17 protein-coding genes and 1 riboswitch are annotated in these 15,135 nt (G+C 57.6%); all 17 genes read left to right on the top strand.

What is annotated here, in order from left to right; genetic code table 11:
- Positions 1-29: 29 nt before the first annotated feature.
- On the top strand, positions 30-461 hold the full coding sequence (locus BCM02_RS06805) for a peptidylprolyl isomerase (RefSeq protein ID WP_148928308.1): 432 nt from the start codon (positions 30-32) through the stop codon (positions 459-461).
- Positions 462-630: 169 nt separating this feature from the next.
- Entirely contained in the window at positions 631-975 is a 345-nt protein-coding gene (locus BCM02_RS06800; RefSeq protein WP_148928307.1) for a hypothetical protein, read from the top strand.
- Between the two features lie 249 nt (positions 976-1,224).
- Positions 1,225-1,433: riboswitch (FMN riboswitch) on the top strand.
- 176 nt (positions 1,434-1,609) lie between these two features.
- Positions 1,610-2,689, top strand: a complete 1,080-nt coding sequence (ribD, locus tag BCM02_RS06795; protein WP_425466157.1) for a bifunctional diaminohydroxyphosphoribosylaminopyrimidine deaminase/5-amino-6-(5-phosphoribosylamino)uracil reductase RibD — start codon at positions 1,610-1,612, stop codon at positions 2,687-2,689.
- Between the two features lie 35 nt (positions 2,690-2,724).
- Positions 2,725-3,402: a riboflavin synthase gene (gene ribE / locus BCM02_RS06790; protein ID WP_148928305.1), complete on the top strand. Its 678-nt coding sequence runs from the start codon at positions 2,725-2,727 to the stop codon at positions 3,400-3,402.
- 15 nt (positions 3,403-3,417) lie between these two features.
- Positions 3,418-4,635: a bifunctional 3,4-dihydroxy-2-butanone-4-phosphate synthase/GTP cyclohydrolase II gene (locus tag BCM02_RS06785; RefSeq protein ID WP_148928304.1), complete on the top strand. Its 1,218-nt coding sequence runs from the start codon at positions 3,418-3,420 to the stop codon at positions 4,633-4,635.
- 148 nt (positions 4,636-4,783) lie between these two features.
- Positions 4,784-5,254: a 6,7-dimethyl-8-ribityllumazine synthase gene (ribH, locus tag BCM02_RS06780; RefSeq protein ID WP_148928303.1), complete on the top strand. Its 471-nt coding sequence runs from the start codon at positions 4,784-4,786 to the stop codon at positions 5,252-5,254.
- Between the two features lie 47 nt (positions 5,255-5,301).
- Positions 5,302-6,084: a segregation and condensation protein A gene (locus BCM02_RS06775; protein ID WP_148928302.1), complete on the top strand. Its 783-nt coding sequence runs from the start codon at positions 5,302-5,304 to the stop codon at positions 6,082-6,084.
- On the top strand, positions 6,053-6,670 hold the full coding sequence (gene scpB, locus BCM02_RS06770) for an SMC-Scp complex subunit ScpB (protein WP_148928301.1): 618 nt from the start codon (positions 6,053-6,055) through the stop codon (positions 6,668-6,670). The genes BCM02_RS06775 and scpB overlap by 32 nt, the downstream gene beginning before the upstream one ends.
- 96 nt (positions 6,671-6,766) lie before the next feature.
- Complete coding sequence (locus BCM02_RS06765) at positions 6,767-7,462, top strand: DUF2953 domain-containing protein (RefSeq protein WP_148928300.1); 696 nt, start codon at positions 6,767-6,769, stop codon at positions 7,460-7,462.
- 98 nt (positions 7,463-7,560) lie between these two features.
- Positions 7,561-8,055 carry a GerW family sporulation protein gene (ytfJ, locus tag BCM02_RS06760; protein ID WP_148928299.1) on the top strand — a complete coding sequence of 165 codons (495 nt, stop codon included), beginning with the start codon at positions 7,561-7,563 and terminating at the stop codon, positions 8,053-8,055.
- 184 nt (positions 8,056-8,239) lie between these two features.
- Positions 8,240-9,427, top strand: a complete 1,188-nt coding sequence (locus BCM02_RS06755; RefSeq protein WP_425466154.1) for a D-alanyl-D-alanine carboxypeptidase family protein — start codon at positions 8,240-8,242, stop codon at positions 9,425-9,427.
- On the top strand, positions 9,427-10,140 hold the full coding sequence (locus BCM02_RS06750; protein ID WP_148928298.1) for a nucleoside recognition domain-containing protein: 714 nt from the start codon (positions 9,427-9,429) through the stop codon (positions 10,138-10,140). Before BCM02_RS06755 ends, BCM02_RS06750 begins: the two co-directional genes overlap by 1 nt.
- Before the next feature lie 7 nt (positions 10,141-10,147).
- Positions 10,148-10,681, top strand: coding sequence for a spore maturation protein (locus BCM02_RS06745; RefSeq protein ID WP_148928297.1), 534 nt, complete (start codon positions 10,148-10,150; stop codon positions 10,679-10,681).
- A 139-nt stretch (positions 10,682-10,820) separates the two neighbouring features.
- Positions 10,821-11,561: a pseudouridine synthase gene (locus BCM02_RS06740; protein WP_148928296.1), complete on the top strand. Its 741-nt coding sequence runs from the start codon at positions 10,821-10,823 to the stop codon at positions 11,559-11,561.
- Between the two features lie 90 nt (positions 11,562-11,651).
- Positions 11,652-12,185, top strand: a complete 534-nt coding sequence (locus BCM02_RS06735; protein ID WP_148928295.1) for a redoxin domain-containing protein — start codon at positions 11,652-11,654, stop codon at positions 12,183-12,185.
- A 20-nt stretch (positions 12,186-12,205) separates the two neighbouring features.
- Entirely contained in the window at positions 12,206-13,870 is a 1,665-nt protein-coding gene (resB, locus tag BCM02_RS06730; RefSeq protein ID WP_148928294.1) for a cytochrome c biogenesis protein ResB, read from the top strand.
- A complete protein-coding gene (ccsB, locus tag BCM02_RS06725; RefSeq protein ID WP_148928293.1) occupies positions 13,867-15,132 on the top strand; it encodes a c-type cytochrome biogenesis protein CcsB in 1,266 nt (421 codons plus the stop codon). The genes resB and ccsB overlap by 4 nt, the downstream gene beginning before the upstream one ends.
- The last annotated feature ends 3 nt before the right edge of the window (positions 15,133-15,135 follow it).

The raw sequence follows: 15,135 nt of genomic DNA, 5'->3' as shown, positions 1-15,135 counted from the left end.
TGTTTATACAACCGAAAGGGTGGATTACAATGGCAAAGCAAGCGAAAATTACGATGGCGGACGGAGCGGAAGTCGTCCTTGATCTGTTCGACCAAGACGCGCCTAATACAGTAGCTAACTTCGAGAAGCTCGCGAACAGCGGTTTTTACAACGGTCTTACGTTCCACCGCGTCATTCCCGGTTTCGTCGCGCAAGGCGGCTGCCCGGACGGCATGGGCACGGGCGGCCCGGGCTACACGATCAACTGCGAGATCAACCCGAACAAACACGAGCGCGGCACGCTCGCGATGGCGCACGCCGGCCGCAACACCGGCGGCAGCCAATTCTACATCTGTTATCAGCCGCAGCCTCACCTGGACGGCGGCCATACCGTATTCGGCAAAGTGACTAAAGGCATGGAGCACGTCGACACGTTCAAGAACGGCGTGAAAATGGAGAAAGTCGAAATCGTCGAAGTGTAAGCAACCCTGCATGATCGAATCCCCCCCGCGGCGGCGACGCCCGCTCGGGGGATTTTGCTGTTTCGAGGGCAGCTTGGCCGTGTATTAACAACTAACGAAGACCGGTACCGGTCGACGGCTACAAGCCGCTTGCCTGTGCCGAGTTAAGGGTTGAAGGGGGAGCTGCCTTATGGAACGCAATCCGTATTACGTATCGGTATCCGCGCGCACGATCGAGACGGCGCCGTCGATCGCGGAGCAGCTGACGATATTCGCGAGCGAAGAGGAATTGCTCGAGCTAAAGAAGCTGCTCGAGCAGGAGGACAAGGACGACCAGCTGACGCATGCGCGGGCCGTAATTCCGTATAAGTCCGCCGAACGCGATCCGGCGACGGACCGGTTCAGCGAGCATTTGGAGATGCTCTATGCCTATATTTATAAGATTGGCACGCCGGAGACAAAGGCGCATATCGAGTCGATGAACATTTTGCCGAAGCTGGAGAATCAGAACCACTACTTGCCTGGATACCAGTGACCGAATGGAGAGCACAGGGGCATAGTAACAATCGGTCTATGCGATGAACGCGTTCTTCGAAAGCTTCCGTCTACCTTGCAGAGGAATACCACGAAATTGACGCTCGGCCGCCTTATGGGCGCCGGGCGTTATTACTTATGACAGTTTCCAATCCAACCGTCGCGCGCTCGAAGGAAGGGCGATGCTGCGAAAAGGATAGCTGGTTGCTTTTTTTCAGGGGGAGTGGTAACATTTTGTCAAAGTATTGCAGCTTACCTTCGGGGCAGGGTGAAATTCCCAACCGGCGGTGATCAAGGCGGTTTCGGCCACGTATCGCGTATGCGAGCCGGAGACGAACTTGTCAGTCCGTGACCCGGACAGGCGCGGCGCTTCTCGACTTGCGAGAGCGGCGGCGAATGGACGGTGGACCCGGTGCGATTCCGGGACCGACAGTATAGTCTGGATGGGAGAAGGAGGCGGCAGCGTATACCGTTCAACGATATAACCTCTCGACTCGTTCTTTTTTTCACGTAGTCAAGGGTTTTATTTGAGCGCGTCCTAGTGCTGTTTCCTTATGTCTCTCCCATCACCCCGTCGGCTTTATGCGGATAGGGGTGTTTTTATTTTGTCGATCGTGTTAAATGACGCATACTATATGCAGCTCGCCTTGGATATAGCGGCGAAAGCAAGCGGCCAGACCGACATTAATCCGGTCGTCGGCTGCGTCATCGTGAAGGAAGGGCGCATCGTCGGTCTTGGCGCTCATCTGAAGCGCGGCGAAGGCCACGCCGAAGTGCATGCGCTGCGCATGGCCGGCGAACAAGCCGAAGGGGCCACCGCATACGTGACGCTCGAACCGTGCAGCCATCACGGCAAGACGCCTCCGTGCTGCGAACGGCTCATCGAGGCTAAAGTGTCCCGCGTCGTCGTCGCCTGCACGGATCCGAATCCGATGGTCGCCGGCCGGGGCGTGAAACGTCTGCAAGAGGCGGGAATCGACGTCGAGGTCGGCTTGCTCGGCGATGCTTCGGAGCGGATGAACGAGAAATTCAACAAATTCATTACGACGCGCAAGCCGTTCGTAACGCTCAAGACCGCGATGACGCTGGATGGCAAAATCGCCGCCAAGACCGGCGATAGCCGCTATGTTAGCGGACCGGCCGCCCGCGAACAGGTACATACGCTTCGGCATCAGCATATGGGCATCATGGTCGGCGCGCAAACCGCGCTCGCCGACGATCCGGAGCTCACGACAAGGCTCAGCGTGCCTGCGGTTCATCCGGCTCGTATTATCGTCGACTCGAAGCTTCGCCTTCCGGTAACCTCCCGCCTCTTTCACAATCAGGACGTACCCGTCATCATCCTGACCGTCAAAGGGGCGGAAGAGAAGCGTAGAGCCGCGCTGGAAGCCGCAGGGGCGCAAGTGCTGGCGTGCGGAGACGGCGAACAGGTCGATCTGGAGATCGCCATGACGAAGCTTGGAGAGCTTGAGATCGGCTCGATTCTGCTCGAAGGCGGCGGCAAGCTGAACGGCGCCATGCTGGAGCGCGGCTTGATCGATAAGATCATGTTGTTCATCGCGCCGAAGATTATCGGCGGCGACGCCGCGCCGGAGGCCTTCTCCTTCGGCGGCTTCGAGCGGATGAGCGAGGCGATCGGCCTTAGCGGCGTGACGATGGAACAGGTCGGCGATGACTACTGCTTGACCGGGTATCCGACGTACGCGGATCGCTGAGACGGGATCGCGTTTGAAGCGGGAGGAGGAGTACCTTGTTTACGGGATTAATTGAAGAAGTGGGGACGCTTAAGCGGACCTACAAGCAAGGCGAGGCCATGAAACTGACGATCGAGGCGTCGCGCGTACTCGGCGACGTGAAGGACGGCGACAGCATCGCCGTCAACGGCGTGTGCTTGACCGTGACCGATTTCGACGCCGCCTCTTTTACGGTCGATGTCATGCCGCAGACCTATCGGCATACGAATTTGAAGGATATGCGTCCGGGAGAACGGCTCAATCTCGAGCGCGCCATGCAGGCGGGCGGACGATTCGGCGGCCATATCGTGCAGGGACACGTCGACGGAACAGGGACGATCGTCGCGCGCACGCCGGATGCGAACGCGGTCGTCTTTACGATTCAGCCCCATGATCCGTCGCTGATGCGTTATGTCATCGGGCAAGGGTCGGTAACGTTGGACGGAATCAGTTTGACGGTCATCGACCGGAGCGACGGCGAATTTTCCGTCTCGATCATCCCGCACACGCTGCGGGAGACCGCGCTTCAATTGAAGCAGCCCGGCAGCGTCATCAATATCGAAGGCGACGTGCTGGGCAAATACGTAGACCATCTGCTGCGCTATCCGGGCGGCGCCGGTCAAGACGGCGAGCATAGCCGGAAGAAGAGCGGCGGCTTAACGGCGGCTTTTCTCGCCGAGAACGGCTTTTTCTAGGGAGAGTGAACAGGCATGACAACGGACCAAACGATATTCGACCCGATTGAAGACGCGCTGCGGGATTTGCGCGAAGGCAAGTGCATAATCGTGGTGGACGACGAAGACCGGGAGAACGAAGGCGATCTGATCGCGCTTGCGGACAAGACTTCGCCGGAGGTCATCAACTTCATGATTACCGAAGCGCGCGGGCTCGTGTGCGTGCCGATTACGCAGGAGCGGGCGGAGGAGCTGGATCTGCCGCCGATGGTCACGCATAATACCGATTATCACGGGACGGCCTTCACTGTGTCCGTCGATCACGTCACGACCTCGACGGGGATATCGGCCGGCGAACGGTCGCAGACGATTCAAGCGCTTATCGACCCGTCCGCCAAGCCGTCCGACTTCCGCCGCCCCGGTCACATTTTCCCGCTCATCGCCAGAGCCGGCGGGGTGCTGCGCAGGGCTGGGCATACGGAAGCGGCCATCGACCTGGCGCGGATGTGCGGTTCCGCGTCTGCCGGCGTTATTTGCGAGATTATTAAGGAAGACGGCACGATGGCGAGATTGATGGACCTAGTAGAGTTCAAGAAGCGCCACGGGTTGAAGCTAATCTCCATCGAGGGCATGATCGAATACCGCAACAAGAAGGAAAAGCTCGTGCACCGCGCCGTGGACGTGAATCTCCCGACGGACTTCGGCACGTTCCGTGCCGTCGCGTATACGAACGACGTCGATAGCAAGGAGCATGTGGCGCTCGTAAAAGGCGATATTGCCTCGAATCAACCGACGCTCGTGCGGGTGCATTCCGAATGCCTGACCGGCGATTCGTTCCACTCTCACCGCTGCGACTGCGGGCCGCAACTGGCCGCGGCGCTCCGGCAGATCGAGGAGGCGGGCAGCGGCGTGCTGCTGTACATGCGCCAGGAAGGCCGAGGCATCGGGCTTATCAACAAATTGAAAGCCTATGCGCTGCAGGAGCAGGGATTCGACACGGTCGACGCGAATATTAAATTGGGATTCGCCCCCGACCTGCGCGATTACGGCATCGGCGCGCAAATCTTGAAAGACCTTGGCGTTAGCCAAATGAGGCTGATGACGAATAATCCGCGCAAGATTCGCGGTTTGGAGGGCTACGGGCTCGAAGTGGTGGAGCGCGTTCCGATTCAGACGGAAACGAAGGCGGACAATTCGGACTACTTGCATACGAAGAAGACGAAACTCGGCCATTTGCTCGAGTTTGAAATCTAAAATTTGAAGCTGATTGGTTTGCGTTCCCAATCCGAAGATTGGGAATGCAGCTTTCAGCGATCATGAAGCTGATTGGTTTGCGCTCCCAATCGAAGATTGGGAATGCAGCATTCAGCGTTACACGAACTATGAGAGGATGACGGATATTATGCCGCATGTATACGAAGGGCACTTAGTTTCGCAAGGGCTGCGCTACGGAATCGTCGTCGGCCGTTTCAACGAATTTATCGTCAGCAAGCTGTTGAGCGGCGCACTGGACGCCTTGAAGCGTCATGGCGTGGACGATAGCGAAGTCGAGATCGCATGGGTACCGGGCGCATTCGAGATCCCGTTGATTACGCAGAAGATGGCGGAGAGCGGCAAATACGACGCCGTTATTACGCTCGGCGCGGTCATTCGCGGCTCAACGCCGCACTTTGATTTCGTTTGCAATGAAGCGGCCAAAGGCGTGGCGGCGGTAGGACTGAAGACCGGCGTGCCGACGATTTTCGGCGTGTTGACGACGGACTCGATCGAACAGGCGGTCGAGCGCGCGGGAACGAAGGCGGGCAACAAAGGCTGGGAGTCGGCGGTCAGCGCCATCGAGATGGCGAATCTGACGAAGGCGCTCAAAGGCTAATATAAGCCCGGAACGTAAGCATATTTCACGCAGGAGGCAGCCGCAACATGTCGGTGACATACAAACTGGAATCTTTTGAGGGTCCGCTTGACCTGCTTCTTCACTTGATTGACAAGGCGGAGATCGACATTCACGAGGTGTCCATCAGCGAAATCACGGATCAATATATGGACTACTTGAATGCGATGCAGGAGCTGGAGCTTGAGGTAACCAGCGAGTTTCTCGTCATGGCGGCCACGCTGCTGTCGATTAAGAGCAAGCAATTGCTCCCGAAACCTCCGGTCATCGAAGAAGAATTCGACTACTGGCAGGACGAAGGCGAGCTCGATCCGCGCGACGAGCTGATCGCCAAGCTCGTGGAGTATCGGAAATTCAAGCAGATCGCGGAGGAACTTCGCGGCATGGAGTTCGCGCGGAGTCTCGTGTATACGAAGGAAGCCGAGGATTTGACGCCTTATATGCCGGTCATTCCGGACAACCCGGTGAAAGGGCTGCATATCGGCGATCTGATTAAGGCGTTCCAGAAGGCGCTGAAGCGCGCCTCGCGCCGCAACGTGGTCGCGACCGTGCACCGGGACGAAATCTCGGTGAAGGACCGCATTCGCGACATTGTCGAAGTGCTACGGCAGCACGAGACGGTCCGATTCTCGAAATTGATCAATCAGGAGATGAGCCGTCACGAGATCGTCGTGACGTTCCTCGCCCTGCTCGAGCTCATGAAGATGAAACATATCCGTTGCTATCAGCATGGGCTGTTTGACGATATCGTAATCAATTGGAGAGGGGAAGCGGCAGAAGGTGGATTACTCGAAGTGGAAGACAGTTATTGAAGGCTTGCTGTTCATGGCGGGGGACGAGGGCTTGACCGCCAAGCAGCTAGCCGACATTTTACAAACGGACGCCGCCGTTGCCCACGATATCGCCAAAGAGCTGATGGCTGAGTTGAAAAAGAAGAAACGGGGCATTCAGATGTCGCTCGTCGCCGGAGCTTTCCGGTTGACGACGAACCCGGATCACGCGGCGTATTTCGAACGGATGGCGTATTCGCCGACCCGCTCGAGCCTATCCCAGGCGGCGCTCGAGACGTTGTCGATCGTGGCCTACCGGCAGCCGATTACGCGCATCGATATCGAGGAGATCCGCGGCGTGAAGACCGACCGCGCCATCGCGACGCTCGTGTCCAAAGACTTGATCGAAGAAGTGGGGCGCGCCGAAGCCATCGGACGTCCGATTCTGTACGGGACGACGAAGTCGTTCCTCGACTACTTCAGCTTGCCCAGTCTGGAATCGCTGCCGGAGCCGGCATCGGTGGACGACGACTCGCTGGACGAACAGACGCAGTTGTTGTTCGAGAAGTTGGAAGAACGCCAAATGACGCTCGAAGAGATGCCGCAGGCCGAGGCGGATAAGAAGTAGAACGACGCTAGCAGGCAAGACCGCGATGCGCATGAGATCTGTACGCTTGATCCATACTATAGCCGACTATAACAGGAAGCAGAGGGGGAATCGCCCATGCTTGGTTATCCGTTCGGCTGGTGGATCACGGCAGGTCTTTTTTTGTTGCTGATCGGTTCTGCCCTTATGTCCCGCATCGTCATTCGGGGAACGCTCAAACGGATCGGGACCGACGATCACGCCGAGCTGCGGGTGCGCGGGTTATTAGGGCTTATTCATTACCATTGGGAAATGCCGATCATGAAGATGAACGGGCTTAGCGTCGAGGTCAAAGAAGAGAAGTCGAAGCAAAATATGGGCGGCGACAGCGAGCAAGTCACGAAGGATAAAGTCGATGCGCACACCGTATTTCAATCGATCGATTGGATGAACATGCTGCTCAAGCAGACGGATTCGCTCTTGGGCTGGGTGAAGACGACGCTGGGCCACGTTCATTTGACGGAATGGAGATGGCGTACGGCGGTCGGCACGGGCGACGCGATGTGGACGGCGATGGCGACCGGGATGGTGTGGACGATCAAAACGACGGGGATCGGCGTCCTCTCCCAGATGATTCGGTTGAAAACGGAGCCTCAAATCAGCGTAGAGCCGGTATATGCGTCGGCACATTTTTCCACCGAGTGGCATTTCACCGTCAAGCTGAGATTCGGCTATATGATCTTCGCAGGGATATATTTACTGTTTAAAATGCGCCATATGCGCGGCATTTTCCGCGGATTGGTCGGCTGGCAGCGGATATTGCTCCGCGCGTGACGCCCGGCGCGCGTCCACATAAGATGCGAAGCGACAGGGCATGATGATAGGGCAGGAAACCAACAATGTTACGATGAGCCGAAGGAGGGCCTACAACGATGAATGAGCACCCGATACAAGGTCTAATGCAGACGGCCATGGAAAATATCAAGGAAATGGTCGACGTCAACACGATCGTTGGCGATCCGGTACAGACGCCTGACGGCAGCGTGATTATGCCGATCTCGAAAGTCGGCTTCGGCTTCGTAGCCGGCGGCAGCGACATCCGCCTCGGTAATTTGGCGGATCAGACGCAGACCGGAAGTCACGCCACGGCGGACGCCCACAACTCGCTCGTCAGCATGCCGTTCGGCGGCGGCAGCGGCGGCGGCGTGTCGATCACGCCGATCGCGTTCCTAGTCGTCGGCGCGCAAGGCGTGCGCGTCGTGCCGCTGGACAGCCAGACCCATCTGGTGGAGCGCGTAATCGAGTCCGCGCCGCAAGTATTCGACAAGCTGCAGGGCATGTTCAAGAAGAACGGCGGCAACCAAATGGAGGATACGACTTCGGTCTATATCGATACGATCAACACCACGGATGGGCATATCATCTAGTGCGCCAAGCTACAAAGGGAACTGCTCTGACGAGCAGTTTTCTTGTTTTCGGCGTTTCTTTGCTGTTCGCGCGCGCCGCTGAGTCAGGCATCCGCGGCATAACGGAATAACCTTGTCCCGCGCACATATACTGTACAAGACCCGGCGCTTCCGTGCGTCCACGACACAAGGAGGATCACTCTATATGAGGCAATTCATCCCACGCCCTTGGATAACCGCCATGCTTGCGTTAGCAATAGCGTGCGCAGGCATGCCGTTTCTGCCGGCGGCCAAAGCCGCTGCGGCGCCGCCGATCTATACGAACGCGCAGGCGACCTCGCTGATCGACGTTGAATCGGGCCGGATTTTATATAGCGAAGACGGCGATAAGCCGATGTTGATCGCGAGTTTGACCAAAATCATGACCGCGATCGTCGCGATCGAGCATGGCAAGCTGACCGATAAGGTCAAAACGAGCAAAAGAGCGGCAGGCAAAGAAGGCTCCTCGATCTATCTGAAGTTGGGCGAAGAAATGACGCTGGAGGAAATGCTTTATGGGCTGATGCTGCGCTCCGGCAACGACGCGGCGACGGCGATCGCCGAACATGTCGGCGGATCGGAGGAAGGCTTCGTCTATCTGATGAACGAGAAGGCGAAGATGATCGGGCTCATGAACAGCCAGTTCATGAATCCGAGCGGCTTGGACCAGAAGGGCCATTACTCGACGGCGAACGACTTGGCCAAGCTGACGGCTTACGCGATGCACAACCCGGTGTTCAAGGAAATCGTGAAGACGAAAGGGAAACTCGCCTCCGGCCGGGACTACAAATGGATGAATAAAAACAAGATGCTCAATATGTATGAAGGCGCGGACGGCGTCAAGACCGGCTACACGAAAGCGGCGCTGCGCTGTCTCGTCAGCTCGGCTACGCGCGACACCCAGCAACTGGCCGCGGTCACGCTCAGCGACCGAAGCGATTGGGTCGATCATAGTCGTCTGCTGGATTGGGGATTCGCGAACTTCCCGCTTGACGAGGTGGTGCGCAAAGGGCAGCCGATCGCCGGTCAGCCGTTAGCCGCGGGGCGCACGTTCCGCTACCCGTTCGGCAAGGGCGAGCGGGCGCAGCTAACGAATAAGCTGGTGCTCGTTAGCCCGATGACCATGGATTATACGCTGGGCGAGCGGGGGCGGATCGAGTGGTATTTGGGCGCGAAGAAAATCGCCGAGACGCCTGTATACGATCCGGACGGCCCGCGAATCGACCTGCCGGAGAAACCGGCCTGGTCGAGCGCCGACCGGACAGCGCGGCTGAACGAGCCCTGGACCTACGTGTTCGCAAGTTCGCTTAAGCAGGTGCTTAAAGTTTTGTTTGGGGGGAAGGAGGCCATTTAATGGTCAATTGGATATGGCTGTTCTTCATCACGGCGAGCTTCGTGGCGGCAGTCGTCAACGGCCGGATGGAGCTCTTGACCGAAGCCGCGTTCGACGGCGCGAAGAACGGAGTCTCGGTCAGCTTCGGCTTGATCAGCGTCATGGTATTCTGGATGGGACTCATGCGCGTGGCAGAGGAGGGCGGCCTGCTGAACAAGCTGGCCGCTTTGCTTCAGCCGGTCGTGCGCTTCTTGTTTCCCGATGTTCCGAAAGGTCATCCGGCGCTCGGTTACATCATGAGCAACATGAGCGCCAATATTCTAGGTCTTGGCAACGCGGCGACGCCGATGGGCATCAAGGCGATGCAGGAGCTGCAGAAGCTGAACCCCGATAAGGAAACGGCGACGCCGGCGATGTGCACGCTGCTTGCCCTGAACACCGCGAGCATCACGCTTGTGCCGACGACGCTTATCGCGATCCGCATGACGTACGGCTCGGCGCATCCCGCGGAGATCGTCGGCACGACGCTCGCGGCGACGGCCGTCGCGACGGCGGCGGCCGTTCTGGCCGACCGTTGGTATCGGTATCGAAGCAAACCGCCGATCAGCGGCGACCGAAGCGGTCCGCGAAGCGTCGGGCGGGATCCTTCAATGTCGTCTCACGCGGCTGGTTCAGGGGGCGGCACGATCGCCTCGATAACAGCCGCGCCGCCGGTCTCCGGCGGAAAGGGGTGAGCGCGGCATGTACGGTTGGATTACGACGATATCGGCCTGGACGATTCCGTTTATGATCGTTTTTATCCCGCTCTACGCGGCTTTTCGCAAAGTTCCCGTTTACGAGAGCTTCTTGGACGGCGCGAAGGACGGATTCGGCACCGCGATTAATATTATTCCGCATTTGGTCGGCATGATGGTCGCCATCAGCATGTTCCGGGCTTCCGGCGCGATGGATCTGCTTATTGCTCTTATACGTCCCTTATTCGATCAGTTGGGCATTCCTAGCGAAGTGCTCCCGCTTGGCCTGCTCCGGCCGATCACCGGCGCGGGGTCGCTCGCATTCACGACCGAGCTGATCAAGACGCACGGACCCGATTCCATGATCGGCCGCATCGCGTCCACCATCCAGGGCAGCACGGACACGACGCTGTATGTGTTGACCGTTTACTTCGGCGCCGTCGGCATCCGCAAAAGCCGCTATGCGCTCAAGGTCGGCTTATTCTCGGACATCGTAGGTTTCCTCGCCGCGATTTTCATTTGCTTGTACATATTCGGTTAATTAATATAGGCTCGTTGAGCCAAAGCCCGTTTACGTCTGCCGCGCCCCGAGGCGCATCGACGTAAAACGGGCTCTTTTCGCGGCCCGGCTTTTCTTCTTTGTCGATTTTAGGGTATGATGAAAGGTGAGGTGAAAGAAAGTGGAACGATTACAGAAAATATTGGCGCAAGCGGGCGTCGCGTCGCGCCGCAAATGCGAAGAATTGATTTTGGCCGGGTTGGTCGAAGTGAACGGGGAAACGGTTACGACGCTAGGCGTCAAGGCAGATCCGGCAACGGACGTCATTACCGTGAAAGGAAAGCCGATCCGCGGCGAGCAGAAGCTCTATTTGATGATGAACAAGCCCAAGGGCGTCATTACGAGCGCGAGCGATCCGCAAGGCCGCAAAATCGTATCCGATTTCCTGCCGGGCATCAAGGAGCGCGTCTATCCGGTAGGTCGTTTGGACTATGATACGGAAGGCTTGCTGATTCTGACCAACGACGGCGAATTCGCGAACCTGCTTACGCATCCGAGCCACCACGTGCCGAAGACTTACCTGGCCACGGTTAAAGGCGTCCCGCACGGCACGGCGCTCGAGAAGCTGCAGAAGGGGATCAAGTTGGAAGACGGCATGACGCAGCCCGCGGAGGTCGAATACCAAGACGTGGATCCGGAGAAGAAGCAGGCGACGATCATGATCACGATTTACGAGGGACGCAACCGTCAGGTTCGCCGGATGTTCGATGCGATCAACCATCCCGTGTCCCGCCTGAAACGGATTCGCTTCGGCGAACTCGGGCTCATGAACCTGCAACGAGGCAAATATCGCCATTTGACGCCAAAGGAAGTGCAGGAGCTTCGGGATATCGCGGTCAAGACACATAAAATTCAAAAATAGCGTCGCGACGGCAATCTAACTGCCGTCCGATTTTCGTTATAATGAAATCGGAACTCAAGTTCAACATGGCAAGGTCGGTGACGCACAACAATGGGGAAATACCGCAGAACGACGCAAATCGTCATTTTTATCGGGGTCTTGCTGCTCGGCGGCTACGCAATCGGCAAGGCGCTTTTTTCGTCCGAGGACGGCTTGGTTCGCAAAGGGGAAGCGCCTCCGGCATTCGCGCTGCTCGGTACGGACGGTGCCGCCCACAAGCTGGAGGACTACAAGGGCAAGGCGCTCGTCATTAACTTCTGGGGCACGTTCTGCCCGCCCTGCGTAACCGAAACGCCCGATTTGCAGAAACAATACGAGAAGTGGACCGGGCAGGGGCAGCCGTTCGAAATTATCGGCATCAATCTGGGCGAGGACCAGCTGACGGCGAATCATTTCGCCCGGCAGTACGGCGTAACGTACGACATTCTTCTCGACAAAGGGCGCAAGATAATGGCGGAATACGGCGTGAAGTCCTTTCCGACGACGTTCTTCGTTAAGCCCGATGGTACGGTCATGGACGTATTCGTTGGCGGTATGACGGAGAAGGACATTGATTCGCGCGTCACGAAACTGCTTCAGTCCTGACCCGGAGGAGGGTGTACACGTTGTTATCTTTTAAGAACACCAAATGCGAATGCGGCCACCAGAATCCGGTCGGCACTGTGCTTTGCGAGAGCTGCGGCAACCCGCTCGAGGAAGCCGAGGCCACCTCGCACGCGCCGCTCGAGATGCGCTACGACGGGGCGGCCAGGCGTTCGCAGAAGGTCAATCCGAGCGTGATCGACCGGGTATGGAATTTTTTCTCGTCGGTCAAAATCGCGGTGTGGCTCATCGTCATCACGCTGATCGGGGCTATGATCGGCACCGTGTTCACGCAGGAAAGCGCCTTTATCTCGTTCGATCCTTCCACGTATTACGAGGAGCGATACGGATGGGTCGGCGAATGGTATTATAAGCTCGGTTTCTCGCATACATACGAATCCTGGTGGTTTACGCTCCTGCTCGTCATGATCGGCACGTCGCTCGTCATTTGCAGTCTTGACCGGGTGCTGCCGCTGTACAAGGCGCTCAGCAAACAGCAAGTACGCAAGCACGAGCAATTCCTCAGACGACAGCGTACCGTGTACGAAGGCGAATTGGCGCAAGAGGCCGAGAGCTGGACGGCGCGAGCGGAGGAAGAACTAAAGCGCAAGCGATACCGGGTCAAGCGCGAAGGCTCCGCGCTGTTGGCCGAGAAGAATCGGTTCAGCCGCTGGGGGCCTTACATTAACCATATCGGGCTCATCGTCTTCCTCATCGCGGTGCTGCTGCGTTCGATGCCCGGCTGGTCGATGGACAACTACATGGCGATCCGGGAAGGCGAAACGCTTCAGATCCCGGAGACGGATTATTACATCAAGAACGAGAAATTCACGATCGACTATTACACGGACGAAGAGCTGCCGGAGGGCCTGAAAGGAACGGCGAGACCCAAGCTGTTCAAGACGGACGCGGTGCTCTATACGTGCGCTGCCGACTGCGAGGATCCGACCAAGGAACCGGTTCTGCAGGAGGTCATGCGCCATGGTATTATCGTCAACGAGGCCCTGTCTTACAAGGGCTTGAATATTTATCAGTACGGTTACGACGATACGGCGAAGATCGCCGCGGTGAACCCGGTTCTGGTCAACAAGCAGACGGGCGAAACTTACGGGCCGTTCAAGCTGTCGATGCGCAGCCCGGAGCTGAATTATGAATTGGGCCCGTACACGCTCGAGTTGAATTCGAAGTATTTGGATTTCGCGATCGACGAGGCGGGCAATCCGCGCACGAAGTCGGACGAGCCTAATGCGCCGGCGTTTATTTTCATGCTCAAGGGCCCCGGCCTCGCGGAGAAGGGCGAACCGTACATCTACTTCGTCAAGCAGAACGATCGGGTCACGTTCAGCCAAGACAAGATCAACGGCGAACTGGCCGAACGGTTCGAGATTAAGGTGCCGTCCATGGAGGGCGTTACTTTCGCGGGCATGTCCAGCACCCTTAATATCCGGATCGACAAAGCGATGCCGTATATTTGGGTCGGCGCCGGTATCTGGATCTTCGGCGTTTTCCTCGGCTCGTACTGGCATCATCGCCGGATTTGGCTGAGAGTGGACAACGGGCGGTTGCTGCTCGGCGCCCACACGAACAAAAACTTTCACGGCATGCGTGGCGACGTCGCCGCCGTTCTGAAGCGGACGGGAATCGACGTAGAGCCCAAGTCGCTCGATAACGGAGGTAATCGGTCTTGAACGCTTTGCTTAATTTCAGCAGCGACGTTTTTCTCGTCGCGTTCTTCCTATATTGTCTCGGGTTTATCTCATACGGGGTAACGATCGCGGGCGCGCGGTTGACCAAACGGGATCCCGAGAAGCACATCCGCAAGTGGGGCAGAATATCGTACGCGATCTCCCTGCTTGGCTTGGTTAGCCATGCGACGTCGTTCATTACGCGCTGGATCGGCGGCGGTCATATTCCGACGAGCAACATGTACGAGTTCATGTCGTTCTTCGCCATGATGATTATGCTCGCGTTCGTCGTGACGTATGCCATCTACCGGAAGCATTTGATCGGCCTATTCACGCTGCCGCTCACCGTAATTATCGTCGCGTACGCGATGGTTTTCCCGCAGGAAGTGCAGCCCCTCATTCCGGCGCTCCAATCGCCGTGGCTGAAAATTCACGTCACGACGGTCGCGCTCGGCGAAGCGTTCCTCGCGGTCGGCTTCGCGGTCGCGTTGCTGCAGCTGTTGCGCATCGTCGACTTCCGGGAGAAAGGGCCGCGCGCCCGCCGTTCCCAGCGTTGGGTCGAGGTGCTGATGGTCATCGCGGTAATAATGGTCGGTTATTTGATCAGCGTATTCGGTTTCCGCGCGGCCGGCTATGAGGCCACATTCCTGCAAGAGAACGTACACATTAGCGACGCGGGCGTCGAGAGCACCGAGACCGACACGGTCGCATATAAGCTGCCGCCGATCTTCAAACCCTATAATAGCCAAGTTCAGGAGATGGATTCGTTCCTCGGCTTGAAGGACGGCGTATTCGAGACGCCGCATTGGATGAAAGGCGTCGATGCCGCGCGCAAGTGGAATACGATCGTATGGTCGATTATTATTGGCCTTATTCTCTACGCCATAATTCGGATCATCATTCGCAAACCGATCGGCGCGGTCATTCATCCGCTCACGCGGGGGATGGATCCAGACGACCTGGACGAAATCAGCTACCGGATCATCGCCATCGGCTATCCGATCTTTACGCTGGGCGGTCTCATCTTCGCGATGATTTGGGCTTATCTGGCTTGGTCGCGATTCTGGGGCTGGGATCCGAAGGAAGTATGGGCGCTCATCACGTGGCTGTACTACACGGCTTACCTGCATCTGCGTCTTTCCCGCGGATGGCACGGCGAGAAGTCGGCTTGGCTTGCGGTCATCGGATTTATCGTCGTCATGTTTACCCTCGTGGGTGTCAATCTTGTACTTGTCGGCCTGCACTCGTACGCGGGCGTAGAATAATTA

Origin of the sequence: Paenibacillus methanolicus, assembly GCF_008124765.1 — a bacterium.
In the GTDB taxonomy this organism is placed as follows: domain Bacteria; phylum Bacillota; class Bacilli; order Paenibacillales; family Paenibacillaceae; genus Paenibacillus_Z; species Paenibacillus_Z methanolicus.
This window is presented reverse-complemented; position numbering and strand designations above follow the sequence as displayed.

What these genes read in the sequence shown, in the direction of transcription:
- BCM02_RS06765 (WP_148928300.1), top strand. Translation starts at nt 6,767, where the DNA reads ATGCTTGGTTATCCGTTCGGCTGGTGGATCACGGCAGGTCTTTTTTTG.
- BCM02_RS06750 (WP_148928298.1), top strand. Translation starts at nt 9,427, where the DNA reads ATGGTCAATTGGATATGGCTGTTCTTCATCACGGCGAGCTTCGTGGCG.
- BCM02_RS06735 (WP_148928295.1), top strand. Translation starts at nt 11,652, where the DNA reads ATGGGGAAATACCGCAGAACGACGCAAATCGTCATTTTTATCGGGGTC.
- BCM02_RS06785 (WP_148928304.1), top strand. Translation starts at nt 3,418, where the DNA reads ATGACAACGGACCAAACGATATTCGACCCGATTGAAGACGCGCTGCGG.
- BCM02_RS06800 (WP_148928307.1), top strand. Translation starts at nt 631, where the DNA reads ATGGAACGCAATCCGTATTACGTATCGGTATCCGCGCGCACGATCGAG.
- ribD (WP_425466157.1), top strand. Translation starts at nt 1,610, where the DNA reads ATGCAGCTCGCCTTGGATATAGCGGCGAAAGCAAGCGGCCAGACCGAC.
- BCM02_RS06805 (WP_148928308.1), top strand. Translation starts at nt 30, where the DNA reads ATGGCAAAGCAAGCGAAAATTACGATGGCGGACGGAGCGGAAGTCGTC.
- ribH (WP_148928303.1), top strand. Translation starts at nt 4,784, where the DNA reads ATGCCGCATGTATACGAAGGGCACTTAGTTTCGCAAGGGCTGCGCTAC.
- BCM02_RS06745 (WP_148928297.1), top strand. Translation starts at nt 10,148, where the DNA reads ATGTACGGTTGGATTACGACGATATCGGCCTGGACGATTCCGTTTATG.
- BCM02_RS06755 (WP_425466154.1), top strand. Translation starts at nt 8,240, where the DNA reads ATGAGGCAATTCATCCCACGCCCTTGGATAACCGCCATGCTTGCGTTA.
- BCM02_RS06775 (WP_148928302.1), top strand. Translation starts at nt 5,302, where the DNA reads ATGTCGGTGACATACAAACTGGAATCTTTTGAGGGTCCGCTTGACCTG.
- ytfJ (WP_148928299.1), top strand. Translation starts at nt 7,561, where the DNA reads ATGAATGAGCACCCGATACAAGGTCTAATGCAGACGGCCATGGAAAAT.